Genomic DNA, 17,854 nt, shown 5'->3' with positions numbered 1-17,854 from the left:
AAGTGTTACCGATAGAAGTTCCTGAACGTTTTATAAAAGAATGTGCTTTGGCGGAATCATGCGAAGCAGCCGATTTGAATGAAAACAGCAATACATTGACTATGAAAAGCGTGGTGTTTTTATGAAAGACGTATCTATTTCCTCTTTGGAAAATATGAAATTAAAAGAACTATATGAACTGGCCAGACATTATAAAATCTCCTACTACAGCAAACTGACTAAAAAAGAATTAATCTTTGCCATTCTGAAAGCCAACGCCGAGCAGGAGGATCTTCTGTTTATGGAAGGCGTGCTCGAAATCATCCAATCGGAAGGATTCGGCTTCCTCAGACCGATTAATTACTCGCCAAGCTCAGAAGACATCTACATTTCTGCTTCCCAGATCCGCCGCTTTGATTTAAGAAACGGTGACAAAGTATCCGGCAAGGTGCGTCCGCCGAAAGAAAACGAACGCTATTACGGACTTTTGCACGTTGAAGCGGTAAATGGAGACGATCCGGAATCTGCGAAAGAGCGCGTCCATTTTCCTGCGCTGACTCCGCTTTATCCGGACCGCCAAATGGTGCTTGAGACGAAACCGAATTATCTCTCAACAAGAATTCTCGATATGATGGCTCCCGTCGGTTTCGGCCAGCGCGGTCTGATCGTGGCGCCGCCGAAAGCCGGTAAAACCATGCTGTTGAAAGAAATCGCTAACAGCATTACGACAAATCAGCCTGACGCTGAATTGATTGTTCTCTTAATTGATGAAAGACCGGAAGAAGTAACGGATATTGAACGTTCCGTAGCGGGCGATGTCGTCAGCTCGACGTTCGATGAAGTGCCGGAAAATCACATTAAGGTAGCGGAGCTTGTGCTTGAACGGGCGATGCGTCTCGTTGAACATAAAAAAGACGTTATCATTCTGATGGACAGCATTACCCGCCTGGCACGGGCCTACAACCTCGTTATCCCGCCAAGCGGACGTACGCTTTCCGGCGGGATTGACCCGGCTGCGTTCCATCGTCCGAAGCGCTTTTTCGGTGCCGCGAGAAACATTGAAGAGGGCGGCAGCCTGACCATTTTGGCGACGGCGCTCGTAGACACGGGCTCCCGGATGGATGACGTCATCTATGAAGAGTTTAAAGGAACGGGCAACATGGAGCTTCACCTTGACCGTTCTCTTGCGGAAAGACGGATTTTCCCGGCGATCGATATCCGCCGCTCCGGCACACGGAAGGAAGAGCTGCTCGTGCCGAAAGAGCATCTTGACCGTCTATGGGCGATCCGCAAATCGATGTCTGATTCTCCGGACTTCGCAGAGAAGTTTATGAGAAAAATGAAAAAAACAAAAACGAATCAGGAATTCTTCGATTTGATCAACCAAGAATGGAAGCAGGCAAACCTTTCATCATCAGCCCGCCGCTGATAAAAAATGTATTTGCAAATGCAGTAAATGACTGATATAATTCTCTCATATGCGTTCCGGATTACTCCGGAATAATAACTCTGTTTCCACACGGGATTCAGGGCGGAAGGAGATGGATACAATGAAAGCAGGAATTCATCCTAATTTCAAAAAAGCAACAGTTAAATGCGCTTGCGGAAATGAATTTGAAACAGGCTCAGTAAAAGAAGAGGTACGCGTTGAGATTTGCTCTGAATGCCACCCATTCTACACTGGACGTCAAAAATTCGCTTCTGCTGATGGTCGTGTTGATCGCTTTAACAAAAAATACGGTCTTAAGTAATAATAGATTTTACAGGCAGGCAAGAATTGCTTCTTGCCTGTTTTTTATGCCCATAAACAGGAAAAAAAGGGGAGCGGATAGCCTATGTACATAATGAAGCAAAGCGGATGGCTTGAGCTGATATGCGGCAGCATGTTCTCTGGGAAATCAGAAGAGCTGATCCGCAGAGTGAAAAGAGCGACATATGCGAAGCAGGAGGTCAAGGTGTTCAAACCTGCCATTGATAATCGCTACAGTGAGGAGGCCGTCGTTTCTCACAACGGCACATCCATGACAAGCCACGTCATCTCGTCTTCGGCTGAAATATGGGATCATATCAGTGAAAGCACGGACGTCATCGCGGTAGATGAGGTGCAGTTTTTCGGCGAATCGATCATCGGCGACTTATCCTCGCTTGCGGATAAAGGCTATCGTGTCATCGCGGCCGGACTTGATATGGATTTCCGGGGAGAGCCTTTCGGCGTGGTGCCGAATCTGATGGCGGTTGCCGAATCGGTGACGAAGCTGCAGGCGGTCTGCTCCGTTTGCGGATCGCCGGCAAGCCGTACGCAGCGTTTGATTGACGGGAAGCCCGCTTCCTATGATGATCCGGTCATTTTAGTCGGCGCGTCGGAGTCATACGAAGCGAGATGCAGACATCATCACGAAGTGCCGAAAAAAACAGACTGATAAATAACCCTTTTCATGAAAACATCGGTAAAAAATCCGGTGTTTTTTTGACGTTTTTTCAAAAATTGTAGTTAAATAACTTAAAAAAGAGTATGAAAAAATTAAGTAATTTTCATCTCTTGAATTTTCATTTTTACAGGCATAAAATGACTAAGTAATGTAAATAGTTATGAGACATTGTTCGAATAATTGTCAAAAAAAGATATAGCAGATCGCGATCACACTAGCCAAAATGGGTAATTACTTAACTTTGTTAACTATTTGAAGAAAGAAGGAGATTTTCTTGAATAATATTAAAGTAACGAAGGAAGGCAACTTAGAAACTACTTTAAGAGGAAAAGAAGTTCTATCTATCCCTACTTTAAATAAAGGTGTTGCGTTTTCAGCAGAAGAAAGAAAAAGCCTTGGATTAGACGGGCTGCTTCCTCCGACAATTCTGTCTCTTGATGAGCAGGCAAAACGCGCATACGAGCAGTTTCAAGCTCAGCCGGACCGCCTTCGCCAAAACGTGTATTTGAATGATTTGCAAAACCGTAACGAAGTTCTTTTCTTTAAATTGCTTCAAAACCATCTTCGTGAAATGCTGCCGGTTGTTTACACACCGACTGTCGGTGAAGCGATTCAAGAATACAGCCATGAGTACAGAAGACCTCAAGGGATTTACCTTTCTATCGACAACGTGGAAGGAATCGAAGAGGCATTTGAAAACCTTCATGCCACTGCCGGAGATATTGATCTGATCGTTGCGACAGACTCAGAAAGCATCCTCGGAATCGGTGACTGGGGTGTAGGCGGTATCAACATCGCCATCGGTAAATTAGCGGTATACACAGCTGCTGCCGGTATTGACCCAAGCCGCGTTATTCCTGTCGTTCTTGACGTCGGTACGAACAATGAAAAACTTCTGAACGATCCTTTATACATCGGTAACCGCCATGAACGTATCCAAGGCGAACGTTACGAAGCTTTCGTTGACGCTTATGTAAAAGCTGCGCTTAAATATTTCCCTAAAGCTCTTCTTCACTGGGAAGACCTTGGAAACAAAAACGCGCGCAATATCATGAAGAAATACAACCATGAAATTCTTACATTCAACGATGACATTCAAGGAACAGGCGCGATTACGCTTGCAGGGGTGCTTGCGGCTATGAAGAAAACAGGCGCGTCTATTAAAGACCAGCGTGTGGTTGTCTTCGGTGCGGGATCTGCCGGAATCGGAATCGCTGACCAAATCCGCGACACTATGGTGCTTGCCGGTCTTTCTGAAGAAGAAGCCAACAAAGCGTTCTACACAATGGATTACAGAGGCTTGTTAATTGAAGGTATGGAAAACATTCTTGATTTCCAAGAGCCGTACCTGCGCACAGCTGAAGAAATTAAAGATTGGAAACGCGATGAAAATGGACAAATTCCTTTCATTGAAGTGATCCGTCAAGCGAAACCGACAATCTTAATCGGTACATCAGGCCAAAGCGGCGCGTTCAGTGAAGAAATCGTCAAAGAAATGGCAAAACACGTTGAGCGTCCGGTCATCATGCCGATGTCTAACCCGACACCGCTTGCTGAAGCCGTTCCTAGCGATCTTTTCAAATGGACTGACGGCAAAGTGCTTGTGGCGACAGGAAGCCCGTTTGACAATGTAGAGTACAATGGCGTTTCTCATGAAATCGGACAATCTAACAACGCATTCGCGTTCCCTGGACTTGGTCTCGGTTCAATCGTTGTAGAAGCGAAAGTGATTACTCCTGCAATGTTTGCGGCAACTGCTGACGCAATCGCAGAAAGCGTTGATTTTGAAACACCGGGTGCAGGCCTTCTGCCGAGCATGAGCGACTTACAAGAAGTTTCAATTAAAGTTGCGATCGCCGTAGCGGAAACTGCCATTAAAGAAGGCGTGGCAAACCGCATTCCTGAAAATGTAGAACAAGCCGTTCTTGATGCAATGTGGAAACCGCAATATAAACAAGTTGTCGCTAAATAATTTTTACGATTAATTTTACAGTCCGAGGGAAAGCTTTTATGTAAAGGCTAAAGTATACGGACATTAAGGATTTGGAGGAGAACATTTTGAGCTTCTTAGATATTTTAATCCTCCTGGCGCCGATCTTTTTCGTGATCGTGCTGGGATGGTTCGCAGGTCGCTTCGGAAGTTATGACGCGAAGTCAGCAAAAGGGGTAAGCACCTTAGTTACGAAGTACGCGCTTCCGGCGCATTTTATCGCTAGTATTTTAACCACTTCAAGAAGTGCATTTTTATCACAGGTTCCTTTGATGGTCGCTTTGATCATTGGGATTGTCGGATTCTTTATCGTCATTCTGTTGGTTTGCAAATTTATCTTCAAGTATGATTTAACGAATTCATCTGTATTTTCTTTAAACTCTGCACAGCCGACATTTGCTTTTATGGGTATTCCCGTACTCGGAAGCTTATTCGGAGCAAGCGAAGTAGCGATTCCTATCGCCGTTACGGGTATCGTGGTTAACGCCATCCTTGACCCGCTTGCGATCATTATCGCTACTGTCGGTGAGTCATCTAAGAAAAAAGACACTGAAAACGAGAACTTCTGGAAAATGACTGGTAAGTCTATTCTTCACGGTCTTTCCGAACCGCTTGCGGCTGCACCGCTTATCAGTATCATTCTGGTACTCTGCGGTGTAACACTCCCTGGCTTGGGAGAAAAAATGCTTGATCAGCTCGGAAGCACAACATCAGGTGTTGCGCTCTTCGCCGTCGGTGTAACTGTCGGTATCCGCAATATTAAGCTCAGTCTGCCAGCTTTCGGTATCGCTTTGTTAAAAGTTGCCGTTCAGCCTGCGCTGATGTACTTGATCGCTCTTGCAGTCGGACTTCCGGCTGACCAGATCACTAAAGCGGTATTGCTCGTTGCATTCCCTGGATCTGCGGTAGCGGCGATGATTGCCACACGTTTCGAAAAACAAGAGGAAGAAACTGCGTCCGCGTTCGTGATCAGTGCGATTTTATCTCTCATCTCACTGCCGATCATCATTGCGCTGACTGCATAATGAAAAGCTCCCTGTTTCAGGGAGCTTTTTTGATTAGAATTGAAATTTAAAAGGCGAAAATCTCGTTTTTTTTCTGGGTTTCTTATGTTCTGAAGAAGCGGCTGTTTCTGAGAGGGGAGCTGTCTGGGCAAGTTCCTGGATGCGGGAGGCCAATGTCTGCAATTCGGTATTGAGGTCGTCAATTTCCCGCCTGTGCTGAAGAAGCTGATAAGACACCCCTTCATCCGCCTTTTGTTTCAGCTGGCGTTCAAGCTCTTCTATCCTTGAAAGCAGATGGTTCTCACCTTGTTTCTCTTTCGTAAGAATGTCCAGTTTGCGCTCCAGCTCTGCCAATCTTTGTTCAGCGCCGCCATTGATTTTCGGACGCTGCAAAATGAAGCCCGTCCGTTTTTTCGGCTGCCGGGGCACTTGAACGTCCAGAAGGGCAGTGCCTTCAGAAATTTGCCGTTTGACCGATTTCAGCACATCAAGATCCTCAGGTGTAAAGGAATAATGTCCGAGCTCATTCCGTTCAGCCGGAAGATTCAGCTGCTTGACCCACCTTTGCACCGTTTTTGCGGAGACGCCGAGCTCTTTCGCGGCCATGTTTGTATTCATGATCACATACCTCCTTTTTGCTAGGTATTCGACCATGAGGCGGCGTTCCCTTCATGTTAGACAAAACAAGAAGGAATTCGCCAAAGAAAGCGGCATTTCTTCAAAAAACTTACGCTTCATACAATTCAAGCGGAAGCTTGTCGGGATCAAAGAAAAAGGTAAACCGTTTCCCCGTCAGCGGATCGGTTCTGATCGGTTCTGTGCCGACGCCCTTTTCCTTTAACTCTCTGACGGCTGCTTCAAGATCGTTTACGGTGAAAGCGAGATGCCGGAGACCCGCGGCTTCCGGTCTGGTCGGCCGTTCGGGCGGATCGGGAAAGGAAAACAATTCAATCGCGTACGCGCCGTCCAGCGCAAGATCAAGTTTATAAGATTCCCGTTCCTTTCGGTATGTTTCTTTTATAATGCCGAAGCCGAGAATCTCGGTGTAAAAAGCTTTCGACTTTTCATAATCAGAGCATATGATTGCTATATGGTGGATGGATTTCAGCATATCCGCCCCTCCTTTTTTGCTTCAGTATAACAGAGGCGAATTGCTTTTGACTGGCGATAAGCCCTATACTATAATGAGAATGTTACGCACAGGAAAACAGAGGTGAAGACCGTGTTAGACCGTTTACAGTCAATTGAACAACGATACGAAAAATTAAATGAGCTTTTAAGTGATCCGGAAGTGGTCAACGATCCGAAAAAGCTTAGAGAATATTCGAAAGAGCAATCTGATATACAAGAAACCGTTGAAGTCTATAGACAATACAGAGACGCATCAGAACAGCTTGCCGATGCGAAAGCGATGCTTGAGGAAAAGCTTGATGCCGATATGAGAGAAATGGTGAAGGAAGAAATCTCCGAACTGCAGGGAGAGACGGAAACCTTATCAGAGCGTTTGAAAGTGCTCCTCATCCCGAAAGACCCGAACGATGACAAAAACGTAATCATGGAGATCCGCGGAGCAGCGGGAGGAGAAGAAGCCGCGCTGTTTGCGGGAAATCTCTACAGAATGTACTCCCGTTACGCCGAAATCCAAGGCTGGAAGACTGAAGTCATGGAAGCAAACGTGACCGGAACGGGCGGTTATAAAGAAATCATCTTTATGATTACGGGAAAAGGCGCATACTCCAAGCTGAAGTATGAAAATGGCGCGCACCGCGTACAGCGTGTTCCGGAAACGGAATCAGGCGGCCGTATTCATACATCCACGGCGACGGTGGCGTGTCTTCCTGAAGCGGAAGAAGTAGAAGTGGACATTCACGAAAAAGACATCCGCGTCGATACATTCGCATCAAGCGGACCGGGCGGACAAAGCGTAAACACGACGATGTCGGCCGTACGCCTGACGCATTTACCGACTGGTGTTGTCGTTTCCTGTCAGGATGAAAAATCTCAGATTAAAAACAAAGAAAAAGCGATGAAGGTGCTCCGCGCCAGAATCTATGACAAATTCCAGCAGGAAGCTCAGGCTGAATATGATCAGACCCGTAAATCAGCCGTCGGTTCAGGCGACCGTTCCGAGCGTATCCGCACATACAATTTCCCGCAAAACCGTGTGACGGATCACCGCATCGGCCTGACGATTCAAAAGCTGGATCAAATCCTGGAAGGCAAGCTTGACGAAGTGGTTGAAGCGTTAATCGTAGAAGACCAGTCAAGCAAGCTCCAGCAGGCGGAAAATTAAGATGAAGACCGTTTTTGAAGCCCTAAGCTGGGCTTCTTCTTATTTAACCGAAGCGGGAAGAGAAAAAAACGCGGCCGAGCTGCTGTTGTTAAATGATACCGGAATGGACCGGAGCAAGCTTCTCGCAAGTCTGCAGGAGGCCGTCGGCGAGGACGAGCTTTATCGATTCAGGCGGCACGTGGAGATGCATAAAGAAGGTATTCCGATTCAATATATTATCGGGAAAGAACAGTTTTACGGCAGGGAATTTTTTGTGAATGACGATGTTCTCATTCCGCGTCCGGAAACGGAAGAAGTCGTCTTTCATCTGCTGGACAGACAAAAGCGGGTATTTTCCGAGGCGGAACGACTGAACGTCATTGATATCGGTACGGGGAGCGGTGCCATTGCGGTGACGCTCGCCCTTGAATGCGGACATTTTTCAGTATCGGCTTCGGATATTTCAAAAGAAGCGCTGCAGGTGGCGGAAAGAAATGCGCAAAACCTCGGAGCGGACGTCTGTTTTTTGCAGGGAGATCTGTTAACTCCTTTTATTTCATCAGGGAAAAAAGCGGATATTATTGTTTCCAATCCGCCGTATATTTCTGAAGAAGAAATGGCGGATTTGTCGGATATCGTCCGTTTCCATGAGCCGCTTCATGCTCTTACGGACGGCGGTGACGGTTTGAAATTCTACAAGCGGTTTATGGAGGAGCTGCCTCTTGTCATGAAAGATAAAGCGCTTGTCGTCTTTGAAATCGGATATAATCAGGGGAAAGCCGTGAAAGACCTGTTCCGTCATTCCTTTCCGAATGCGGAAGTGGAAGTCGTACAGGACATCAACGGAAAAGACAGAACCGTATCCGCGGTCATCACATCATGAAAAAAGCCCGCCGGTGACGCACACGGCGGGCTTTTGTTACAATGGAAAGAAAATGAAAGGGGCATCCGCCTTGAAAAAAGCGTTCGCCTTCGGATGTATACTCGCCGCCGCAGCTTATGCGGCGGGGGTTGTTCTGCCGTTTGGCGTTGATATCATTTTCGGCGCCGTTACGGCTGTTCTTATCGTCACAGCGATCATCGTTTCTGGGTTGGCCGTAAGCGGAGCGGAGCAGCGGGCCAATTATCATTCTGAAACAGAAGAAGGACGGCACGCCCGTTTAAAGATGGCCGCCGTTTTCTTTTGCGCCGCTCTCCCTTCAGCCGGCTGTCTGCTGATTACGCTTCTGTAGCCGGATTTTGTCTTTGCAGCAATACGGAATCCCATACCCAATAGACGACGGCTGTTAAAACCGCAAAGATATAAAAGGCTGAATTAGAAAACAGAGATTGGCCTGACGGCTGCAAAAGACCGAAGATGATCCCGTTTGCAATGAATGACACCCCTAAATAATAAAGAAAATACAGCGGATGAAATCTCTTCGGCTTTTTATTCAGAAAGTATTGAAGCGGCAGCGCAAAAATCAAATAAGGAAACAAAAAATAAAACGCCATCGAAATGAAAGCCGCGATAATGAATTGATGAACATACAAAATAGAATAAATGACAGACATACATGCCGCCGACAGCAGCACGGTGTAATTATATTTCATCTGAAAACCTCCTATCAAAATAATATCGTACCATATTTTGAATCTGTCAATGCAGATTATCAGCTTGCTAGATTTTTTTCTTCCCGCTGGTTTAAACCTTTTCCGTCATGTCCATAATGGGACTAGATAAAAAAAGCACGGAGAGGAACGGTGGGGACCGATGAAACAGACAATGATGATCTGCATATATATTTTTCTTTTATTATCAGGAGCGCTTGCGGGTTTGACAAAAGAAGAAACGGCGCGGGCATCAGCCGATGAGCCCGTCGTCATACCGGATGAAGCGATCCGGCTCAGAATTTTGGCCAACAGTGATAACGATGAGGATCAAAAGCTCAAGCGCCAGATCAGAGATGCTGTAAACAAGCAAATTACGGACTGGGTGAAAGATATCACTTCCATTGAAGAAGCGCGGCGGCTCATTCGTTCGAAGCTTCCTGAAATTAAAGAAATCGCCAAACAGACGATGAAAGAAAAGGGTGCGCATCAATCCGTTTCAGTTCAATTCAATAAAATCTCGTTTCCGACAAAGCTTTACGGCAATATGGTCTATCCGGCCGGAAAATATGAAGCGATTTTAATTACACTCGGCAATGGCGAGGGCGCCAACTGGTGGTGCGTCTTGTTTCCGCCGCTGTGCTTCCTTGATTTCTCAAACGGCGAAGCGGTGAAAGATCAGGAAGACGGCGGACAGAAGCAGGAAGAAACGCAGAAACAGACTAAAAAAGTGCTGGATGACGTAAAAGCAAAGGCTGATAAAGCGAAGAAAGAAAATAAAGATGACGATGATACCGAAGTGAAGTTTTTCCTCGTCGATTGGATTTCAGATCTATTTTCCTGAAGTAAAAGGCATAAATCCGGATTCGATTCATAGATTGGAAGAAAGAGTTGATCGAAACGGAGGGAAATATATGTTTTATCAGCTGAGAGTGGCAAGAGATCAAGATGCGGAGGCGCTGGAGGCCTTTTTGAAAAAGGCTGATACGGCACATGCGGAAATCGATCAGCAGATCAGCCGGTTTATCGTACTGGAAGACAGCGAAAAAATGATTGCCGCCTGTCTCGGGATCGAAAAATTCAGCGGCGGAAAAGGGCTTCTCCGTTCACTCGTCATGTCGGGCAGGCTGAATCAAAGCCATATCGTTACACTGTTTCAAAGTATGGATGTGCTGTGCAAAAAACATGAGATTCAAGATGTCTACTTAGTCGCCAATCAGCCCTCATCTGCTGAGTTTCTGAATGTGATGGGATTTGAAGCGTGCGCCGATGCGCCTGATGAACTGTATACGTCCGAACATTTCCGCAACTCGTTATGCACAGAAGGTTCGTTTTTAATGGTGAAAACCTCTGCCTGATCTAACTTATACACAAGGTTATCCACTTATTAAAAAGTGTTGTCCACAGTTTGTGGATAACACTTGTTTTATTAAAGGACATCTTTTATACTTTCAAAAGGAATACACGAGAGAAAATAAAGTTTTACCGCTTTAAAATAAGGAGTTTGGTTCTACATGAAAACAAGAAGATGGTTTGTGGATTGTTCCGCAGAATTATCCACAACCGATCCCCAGATTACACAAGCCGCGGAATTGCTCCGGCAGAATGAGGTTGTGGCTTTTCCGACAGAAACCGTTTACGGACTGGGCGCTAACGCTGAAAATACGGAAGCCGTAACGAAAATATATGAGGCGAAAGGAAGGCCGAGCGATAACCCGCTGATTGTGCATATATCCCATATCAGCCAGCTTGATCGTTTTATCAGCCATATTCCTGAGACGGCGAAAAAGCTGATGAAGCTATTCTGGCCGGGGGCGCTGACCCTTGTTCTGCCGTGTAAGCCCGGTGTGCTGTCACCCCGTGTCACCGCGGGACTTGAGACGGTAGCGGTCAGAATGCCTGATCATCCGGTAGCATTAGCCCTCATCAGCTCGGCCGGACTGCCGATCGCCGCTCCGAGCGCCAATTTATCAGGAAAACCGAGCCCGACGAAGGCCGAGCATGTAGCCCATGATTTAAACGGCCGCATTGCCGGCATTGTGGACGGCGGCGCGACGGGAATCGGAGTGGAATCAACCGTTCTGTCCTGTACGGGGAAACAGCCCGTGCTGCTTCGTCCGGGCGGCGTGACAAAAGAGCAGATTGAATCCGCCGCCGGTCCGGTTCTTGTGGATAAAGGGCTGACCGAAGAAGATGAGGTTCCTATTTCTCCCGGTATGAAATATACACATTACGCGCCTTCTGCGCCGATGGCTATTGCCGACGGCGGCGCCCGGAGAATTCAAGAACTGGCAGACGTATATAAAAGCCGGGGAAAACGAATCGGCATTTTGACAACAGAAGAGAACGCCGATAGTTACCAGGCTGATTATATCAAGGTCTGCGGCAGACGCGCCGACCTTGAAACAGTGGCGTCCGCCTTATACGATGCGCTCCGCAGCTTTGATGAAGCGGAAGTGGACATGATTATTTCTGAGTCCTTTCCGGATACCGGAGTGGGGCTCGCCATTATGAACAGGCTGATGAAAGCCGCAGGCGGCACCGTTATCCATTAACTTGTTCTACCCCTTATCGGACATGCATAAGCTAAACAAGCGGGCACGTCCAAGGGGGTTTTTATTTCATGTCGAATCTATTCATCGGGGAACTTGTCTCCTTAAGCATCATGGCATTTGCTTTGGGGACGGATGCCTTTTCCGTCGGGCTCGGAATGGGAATGATTCAGCTGAAGAAAAAACAGATTTTTCATATAGGGGTTGTCATCGGGCTGTTTCATGTCATGATGCCGCTTGCGGGAATGGCGGCCGGGCATCTGCTGTCCGGTTTTCTGGGGATGCTCGCCGTTTACATCGGCGGATCTCTTCTTTTCATTTTAGGGGTGCAGATGATCATCGCCGCGTTTAAACAATCAGACGGGCCGCTCATATCTCCGGCAGGCTCGGGACTGTTGCTGTTTGCGGTCGGTGTCAGTCTGGACAGCTTTTCTGTCGGGCTCAGTCTCGGGATGAACGGTTCCAATCCGTTTCTGGCCGTTACGCTGTTCGGGGTCTTCAGCACCGTTTTAACATGGGCGGGCCTTTTGGCGGGAAGAAAGGTGCAGTCGTGGCTCGGCTCCTACAGCGAAGCGCTTGGCGGAGCCATTTTGATCGGGTTCGGGTTGAAACTGCTTTTACCGATATAAGATACGTAAAAAAAGAAACGAAGATGCCGTTTCTTTTTTCTTCATTTATAATAGGCAGTAAGAGGTGACGGACATGAAAATAATCTTTGTGTGTACAGGCAATACGTGCCGCAGTCCTATGGCTGAGGCTCTTTTTAAATCCATTGCAGAAACGAAAGGGCTGGACGTCAGCGTAAGTTCGGCCGGCGTATTCGCGTCTCCGAACGGAAAAGCGTCGGCCCATGCCGTGGAAGCGCTGTTTGAAAAACGGATCGCTCTCAATCACAGTTCATCTCCCTTATCGGAAGAACATATCGAGACGGCTGATCTGGTGCTGGCGATGACGGAACAGCACAAACAGCTGATTGAAGGCCGATATCAAAACAGTCAGGGCAAAGTCTTTACCATTAAAGAATACGTAACGGGGGAAAACGGCGATATCTCTGACCCGTTCGGCGGTCCGCTTGATGTTTATAAACAGACGCGGGACGAACTGGAGGAGCTGCTGACCCTTTTGGCTGATCAATTGCTTGACGGAAAAAGCAAGTAATCTGTCAGAAAATCTGCAAACAGGTCATTTGCAAAACGAATGTGAAAGAGTAGAATGAAATCAACGGATTTCGTAATAAAAAGGACAAGCACACTGGGCTGTCTTCGCCCAGCCACACCTAGGAGGTAAATGAATGAAAGTAGCTATTGCGTCAGATCACGGCGGCGTCCATATCCGCGAAGAAATAAAAAGTCTTTTGGATGAATTGCAGATTGAATACATTGATATGGGCTGTGAATGCGGCGCCGGCTCTGTCGATTATTCAGACTACGCTTTTCCGGTAGCGGAAAAAGTGGTGAACGGCGAAGCTGACAGGGGAATTTTAATTTGCGGCACAGGCATCGGCATGAGCATCTCCGCAAATAAGGTAAAGGGCATACGCTGTGCGCTTGCCCATGACACCTTCAGCGCAAAAGCGACGCGTGAACACAATGACACGAATGTTCTTGCGATGGGCGAACGCGTCATCGGCCCGGGGCTGGCGCGCGAAATCGCAAAAGTCTGGCTGACGACTGAATTTACGGGCGGCCGCCACGAACGGCGGATCGGCAAAATCGCAGATTACGAAGAAAAAAATCTGTAAGAGGTGCTGGACAATGGAAGAGATGAAGCAAAAATGGACGGACATGCTGACTGAGTTTCAAGAGCAGGCAGGACTGACGGACGGCAGTCTGCTGGTGATCGGGTGCAGTACAAGTGAAGCCGCCGGAAGCCGGATCGGCACCGCCGGAAGCGGGGATTGGGCTGAATTGATATACGGCGGACTTAACCGGTTTAAGGAAAAAACGGGTGTGCATCTTGCTTTTCAATGCTGCGAGCATTTAAACAGGGCGCTTGTCATTGAAGCGGAAACGGCCGAGCGGTTCAGACTCCCCATTGTTTCAGCCGTCCCCGTCCCGAAAGCGGGGGGAGCAATGGCCTCTTATGCATACCGGCAGATGCGTTCTCCCGTGCTCGCCGAATCGATTCAGGCTGATGCCGGGATTGACATCGGCGATACGTTCATCGGCATGCATCTGAAACCCGTTGCCGTCCCTGTCCGGATATCAAGCCGTGAGCTTGGAGAAGCACATGTGACGATGGCCCGGACAAGGCCGAAGCTGATAGGCGGAATTCGCGCCGTTTATGAATGCGAATGATGAAAATGCTTTTCCTGTATAATGTTCGTGTTTTCTAATTAAATTTTGTGGTTTTTTTAAATAAGCTGTTACATTCACCTGAAAAACCATGTACAATAAGGGTGGTAAAAATAAAGAACAGGAAACGGATAGGAGAGGATCTCGCTGATGAAACATTTACCTGTACAAGACAAACAAGTGTTTAACGCCATCAAAGATGAGCGTAAGCGTCAACAGACTAAGATCGAATTAATTGCTTCTGAAAACTTCGTGACGGAAGCGGTAATGGAAGCACAAGGCTCTGTTTTAACAAACAAATATGCTGAAGGCTACCCCGGCAAACGCTACTACGGCGGCTGTGAGCATGTTGATGTCGTTGAGGACATCGCCCGCGACCGCGCGAAAGAGATTTTCGGAGCTGAGCATGTAAACGTTCAGCCGCACTCAGGCGCTCAGGCGAACATGGCTGTTTACTTCACGATTTTAGAGCACGGCGACACGGTGCTCGGGATGAACCTCTCCCACGGCGGCCACTTAACACACGGAAGCCCGGTTAATTTCAGCGGCGTTCAATACAACTTTGTAGAATACGGTGTCGATAAAGACACGCAATATATAGATTATGAAGATGTGCGTGAAAAAGCGCTGGCGCATAAGCCGAAACTGATCGTTGCCGGAGCGAGCGCGTACCCCCGCACGATCGACTTTAAAAAATTCCGCGAAATCGCTGATGAAGTCGGCGCTTACTTCATGGTAGACATGGCGCATATCGCGGGTCTTGTCGCAGCCGGTCTTCATCCGAATCCGGTTCCTTACGCTGACTTTGTAACGACAACGACTCACAAAACCCTTCGCGGACCCCGCGGAGGAATGATCCTTTGCCGTGAAGAGTTCGGCAAAAAGATTGATAAATCCATTTTCCCGGGAATCCAAGGCGGACCGCTTATGCATGTCATCGCGGCCAAAGCCGTTTCTTTCGGAGAAGTGCTTGAAGATGATTTCAAAACGTATGCGCAAAACGTCATCTCGAACGCGAAGCGCCTGGCTGAGTCTCTGAACAAAGAGGGCATTCAGCTCGTATCAGGCGGAACGGATAACCACCTTGTGCTTGTCGACCTCCGTTCTCTCGGTCTGACCGGAAAAGTCGCTGAACATGTTCTTGATGAAATCGGCATTACATCTAATAAAAACGCGATCCCTTACGATCCGGAAAAACCGTTCGTCACAAGCGGAATCCGTCTCGGTACGGCAGCTGTGACAAGCCGCGGCTTTGACGGTGACGCGCTTGAAGAAGTCGGCGCCATCATCGGCCTCGCGCTGAAACATCATGAAGACGAAGCAAAACTTGAAGAAGCGAGACAGCGCGTATCTGCCCTGACTGAAAAGTTTCCTTTATATAAAGAACTGGACTATTAATAAGGAAGAAACCCGCCGGAACCTTAATCCGGCGGGTTTTTTTATGATTTTCTTGAAACTGTTTGTCTTTTTCTGTAGAATCAATAGAAGTGTGAAAAAGTCACTCGGACAACAAAAAAGGAGCTGAACACAGTATGGGAAAGGTTTACGTATTTGATCATCCTTTAATCCAGCATAAACTGACATATATTCGGAATGAAAATACAGGCACAAAGGATTTCAGAGACCTTGTGGACGAAGTCGCATCACTGATGGCGTTTGAAATTACACGTGATCTTCCTCTTAAAGAAGTGGAAGTGAAAACACCTGTTCAAACAGCGACATCCAAAGTGATTTCAGGGAAGAAACTCGGTATCGTGCCGATCCTGAGAGCGGGTCTCGGAATGGTTGACGGCATGCTGAAATTAATCCCGGCCGCTAAAGTGGGACATGTCGGATTATACCGTGATCCGGAAACCTTAAAACCGGTGGAATACTATGTCAAGCTTCCTTCTGATGTAGAAGAACGCGAATTTATTGTCGTGGATCCGATGCTTGCTACGGGAGGCTCTGCGGTGGAAGCGATAAACAGCCTGAAAAAGCGCGGCGCGAGAAACATTCGTTTTATGTGTCTTGTAGCGGCTCCAGAAGGCGTGGAAGAGCTGCTGAAACATCATTCTGACGTTGATATTTATATCGCCGCCCTTGATGAAAAACTGAATGAAAAAGGCTATATCGTTCCGGGCCTCGGTGACGCGGGTGACAGACTGTACGGAACCAAATAAATCGGAAAACCTCATTCAGGGGGTTTTCTTTTTTTATCCAGATATTTGCTGAATGGGCAGAGTTCATACATTTATAGGTGAATTTGTGAACATTCTGTGTATGCTTTCGGTATAAAAAGTTTTTTAACTTTAAACAGATTGACACATGTTAGGGGCTATTGTATGCTAAACGAGGGTATTATGAGAAGGTTTTCATTCCTTTCATTTCTAGTATCCATCCTCAATTTAAATCCTCCAAAAAACCCGTTATATGAGGATTTATCTAAGCGAATGAAACAGCATCCCGTGGCATCAGGAGGATGAGTGGTTTTTTCGAACAGGCCGTTTTGCGGGACAAAAAAAGGCCTTCTGCAAAGGGTTAACCGCATGTTTTGCCGTATCCAGGAATTATATTACATTTTCATCAGGAGACAGATAGTTGATGGACGATCCCAATCTTACATTCAGCAGACAACGGAGATATGTATTTGTAATCTTAGCAATCTATTTGCTGGGATATGGTCTTACGGCGTATAAAACTGTTTTTTTAGGCCTCTTTTTGGGAACTGTTTTCAGTTTGTTTAATTTGTGGCTCTTGACCAGAAGAATGAATGCTTTTGACAAGGCCGTGGCGAAAGGAAAGTCCATACGATCACTCGGGAGCGCAGCGCGTTGGTGCAATGCGATACTTGCGATGGCTGTCGCCTTTAAATATCCCGATAAAGTCAGTGTGGCAAGTGTGATTATTGGATTAATGACAATTTATCCCGTCATTATGATAGATTCCATTATTCAGCTCAAACGTTCATCAATGGAAGAGAGGTGAAAACCCATTGAATCACGATTACAGAACTATTGATTTGTTTGGTCTTACTTTTAATCTGACAAACATTCTGATGATTACTGTGGCAAGTGTGATTGTGCTGCTGATTGCGATTCTCACTACGAGAACGCTGTCCATCCGTCCGGGAAAAGCCCAGAACTTCATGGAATGGATTGTTGATTTTGTCCGAAATATTATAGGCAGTACAATGGATTTAAAAACAGGGGCTAACTTCTTGGCGCTTGGTGTAACCTTGCTGATGTACATATTTGTATCAAATATGCTGGGGCTGCCGTTTTCTGTAACGGTCGGACACGAGCTTTGGTGGAAATCACCGACGGCCGATCCGGCTATTACTCTGACTCTAGCCGTTATGGTTGTGTCGTTAACGCACTATTACGGCGTGAAGATGAAAGGTTTGAAGGAATACTCTAAGGATTACCTCAGACCGGTTCCGCTTATGTTCCCGATGAAGATCATTGAGGAGTTTGCGAATACGCTGACACTCGGACTTCGTCTTTACGGTAACATTTTCGCCGGGGAAATTCTTCTTGGCCTGCTTGCGAATCTGGCGACGAATTTCTACTCAAACAGTTTCTTTCTCGGTTTGGTCGGCACAGTCGGAGCCATTCTTCCGATGCTTGCATGGCAGGCGTTCAGCTTGTTCATCGGTACCATCCAGGCATTTATCTTTACGATGCTGACGATGGTGTACATGTCACACAAAATCAGTCATGATCATTAAAATCATATATCCATTCGGATAACATTTTAAAGGAG

The 17,854-nt window shown here is 47.0% G+C and carries 22 protein-coding genes; 19 read left to right on the top strand and 3 right to left on the bottom strand.

Annotation, left to right across the window (positions count from 1 at the left end):
- Window positions 1–121 precede the first annotated feature (121 nt).
- From rho to NYE36_RS18825, 5 genes are all read left to right on the top strand, one after another.
- On the top strand, window positions 122–1,408 hold the full coding sequence (rho, locus tag NYE36_RS18845; RefSeq protein ID WP_003151107.1) for a transcription termination factor Rho: 1,287 nt from the start codon (window positions 122–124) through the stop codon (window positions 1,406–1,408).
- A gap of 121 nt (window positions 1,409–1,529) precedes the next feature.
- Window positions 1,530–1,730 (top strand): 50S ribosomal protein L31, encoded by a 201-nt coding sequence (gene rpmE / locus NYE36_RS18840; RefSeq protein ID WP_003151132.1) that lies wholly within the window; start codon window positions 1,530–1,532, stop codon window positions 1,728–1,730.
- 84 nt (window positions 1,731–1,814) lie between these two features.
- The gene (locus NYE36_RS18835; RefSeq protein ID WP_007614390.1) at window positions 1,815–2,399 is read left to right on the top strand and encodes a thymidine kinase; all 585 of its coding nucleotides are present in this window, start codon (window positions 1,815–1,817) and stop codon (window positions 2,397–2,399) included.
- Window positions 2,400–2,682: 283 nt separating this feature from the next.
- Complete coding sequence (gene malS, locus NYE36_RS18830; protein WP_007407609.1) at window positions 2,683–4,380, top strand: oxaloacetate-decarboxylating malate dehydrogenase; 1,698 nt, start codon at window positions 2,683–2,685, stop codon at window positions 4,378–4,380.
- Between the two features lie 86 nt (window positions 4,381–4,466).
- The gene (locus NYE36_RS18825; protein ID WP_007407608.1) at window positions 4,467–5,423 is read left to right on the top strand and encodes an AEC family transporter; all 957 of its coding nucleotides are present in this window, start codon (window positions 4,467–4,469) and stop codon (window positions 5,421–5,423) included.
- Between the two features lie 33 nt (window positions 5,424–5,456).
- Here NYE36_RS18825 and racA read toward each other — a convergent pair whose 3' ends face one another.
- Together racA and NYE36_RS18815 are read right to left on the bottom strand one after the other, a co-directional pair.
- Entirely contained in the window at window positions 5,457–6,020 is a 564-nt protein-coding gene (racA, locus tag NYE36_RS18820) for a chromosome-anchoring protein RacA (RefSeq protein ID WP_015418422.1), read from the bottom strand.
- A 109-nt stretch (window positions 6,021–6,129) separates the two neighbouring features.
- Window positions 6,130–6,513: a VOC family protein gene (locus tag NYE36_RS18815; protein WP_003151138.1), complete on the bottom strand. Its 384-nt coding sequence runs from the start codon at window positions 6,511–6,513 to the stop codon at window positions 6,130–6,132.
- 111 nt (window positions 6,514–6,624) lie between these two features.
- Here NYE36_RS18815 and prfA point away from each other — a divergent pair, with 111 nt between their 5' ends.
- The 3 genes from prfA (at window position 6,625) to NYE36_RS18800 (ending at window position 8,906) form a co-directional block, all read left to right on the top strand.
- Window positions 6,625–7,695 (top strand): peptide chain release factor 1, encoded by a 1,071-nt coding sequence (gene prfA / locus NYE36_RS18810; RefSeq protein WP_003151139.1) that lies wholly within the window; start codon window positions 6,625–6,627, stop codon window positions 7,693–7,695.
- A 1-nt stretch (window position 7,696) separates the two neighbouring features.
- Window positions 7,697–8,557 (top strand): peptide chain release factor N(5)-glutamine methyltransferase, encoded by an 861-nt coding sequence (prmC, locus tag NYE36_RS18805; protein ID WP_020956471.1) that lies wholly within the window; start codon window positions 7,697–7,699, stop codon window positions 8,555–8,557.
- 70 nt (window positions 8,558–8,627) lie between these two features.
- Window positions 8,628–8,906 (top strand): DUF5316 family protein, encoded by a 279-nt coding sequence (locus tag NYE36_RS18800; protein ID WP_007407605.1) that lies wholly within the window; start codon window positions 8,628–8,630, stop codon window positions 8,904–8,906.
- Here NYE36_RS18800 and NYE36_RS18795 read toward each other — a convergent pair.
- Window positions 8,893–9,267 carry a UPF0715 family protein gene (locus NYE36_RS18795; protein ID WP_003151143.1) on the bottom strand — a complete coding sequence of 125 codons (375 nt, stop codon included), beginning with the start codon at window positions 9,265–9,267 and terminating at the stop codon, window positions 8,893–8,895. The genes NYE36_RS18800 and NYE36_RS18795 overlap by 14 nt on opposite strands.
- A gap of 160 nt (window positions 9,268–9,427) precedes the next feature.
- Here NYE36_RS18795 and spoIIR point away from each other — a divergent pair, with 160 nt between their 5' ends.
- From spoIIR to atpB, 11 genes are all read left to right on the top strand, one after another.
- A complete protein-coding gene (gene spoIIR, locus NYE36_RS18790; RefSeq protein ID WP_007407604.1) occupies window positions 9,428–10,108 on the top strand; it encodes a stage II sporulation protein R in 681 nt (226 codons plus the stop codon).
- A gap of 70 nt (window positions 10,109–10,178) precedes the next feature.
- Window positions 10,179–10,622 carry a hypothetical protein gene (locus NYE36_RS18785; protein WP_241457730.1) on the top strand — a complete coding sequence of 148 codons (444 nt, stop codon included), beginning with the start codon at window positions 10,179–10,181 and terminating at the stop codon, window positions 10,620–10,622.
- Window positions 10,623–10,778: 156 nt separating this feature from the next.
- Window positions 10,779–11,819: an L-threonylcarbamoyladenylate synthase gene (locus tag NYE36_RS18780; RefSeq protein ID WP_015418418.1), complete on the top strand. Its 1,041-nt coding sequence runs from the start codon at window positions 10,779–10,781 to the stop codon at window positions 11,817–11,819.
- A gap of 68 nt (window positions 11,820–11,887) precedes the next feature.
- Window positions 11,888–12,445 carry a manganese efflux pump MntP family protein gene (locus tag NYE36_RS18775; protein WP_015418417.1) on the top strand — a complete coding sequence of 186 codons (558 nt, stop codon included), beginning with the start codon at window positions 11,888–11,890 and terminating at the stop codon, window positions 12,443–12,445.
- A 73-nt stretch (window positions 12,446–12,518) separates the two neighbouring features.
- Window positions 12,519–12,974 carry a low molecular weight protein arginine phosphatase gene (locus NYE36_RS18770; protein WP_007407600.1) on the top strand — a complete coding sequence of 152 codons (456 nt, stop codon included), beginning with the start codon at window positions 12,519–12,521 and terminating at the stop codon, window positions 12,972–12,974.
- 133 nt (window positions 12,975–13,107) lie between these two features.
- The gene (gene rpiB / locus NYE36_RS18765) at window positions 13,108–13,557 is read left to right on the top strand and encodes a ribose 5-phosphate isomerase B (RefSeq protein WP_003151149.1); all 450 of its coding nucleotides are present in this window, start codon (window positions 13,108–13,110) and stop codon (window positions 13,555–13,557) included.
- 13 nt (window positions 13,558–13,570) lie between these two features.
- Entirely contained in the window at window positions 13,571–14,113 is a 543-nt protein-coding gene (locus NYE36_RS18760; protein WP_007407598.1) for a TIGR01440 family protein, read from the top strand.
- A gap of 147 nt (window positions 14,114–14,260) precedes the next feature.
- Entirely contained in the window at window positions 14,261–15,508 is a 1,248-nt protein-coding gene (glyA, locus tag NYE36_RS18755; RefSeq protein ID WP_015418416.1) for a serine hydroxymethyltransferase, read from the top strand.
- Between the two features lie 134 nt (window positions 15,509–15,642).
- The gene (gene upp / locus NYE36_RS18750; RefSeq protein WP_015418415.1) at window positions 15,643–16,272 is read left to right on the top strand and encodes a uracil phosphoribosyltransferase; all 630 of its coding nucleotides are present in this window, start codon (window positions 15,643–15,645) and stop codon (window positions 16,270–16,272) included.
- A gap of 421 nt (window positions 16,273–16,693) precedes the next feature.
- Window positions 16,694–17,077, top strand: coding sequence for an ATP synthase subunit I (gene atpI / locus NYE36_RS18745; protein ID WP_003151155.1), 384 nt, complete (start codon window positions 16,694–16,696; stop codon window positions 17,075–17,077).
- A 7-nt stretch (window positions 17,078–17,084) separates the two neighbouring features.
- A complete protein-coding gene (gene atpB, locus NYE36_RS18740; RefSeq protein WP_014419099.1) occupies window positions 17,085–17,819 on the top strand; it encodes a F0F1 ATP synthase subunit A in 735 nt (244 codons plus the stop codon).
- The last annotated feature ends 35 nt before the right edge of the window (window positions 17,820–17,854 follow it).

The sequence above is a fragment of the Bacillus sp. FSL R5-0593 genome (assembly GCF_038603755.1).
GTDB classification, from domain to species: Bacteria; Bacillota; Bacilli; order Bacillales; family Bacillaceae; genus Bacillus; species Bacillus velezensis.
Note: the sequence above shows the minus strand (reverse complement) of the source record. Positions and strands in the feature narration are given on the sequence as shown.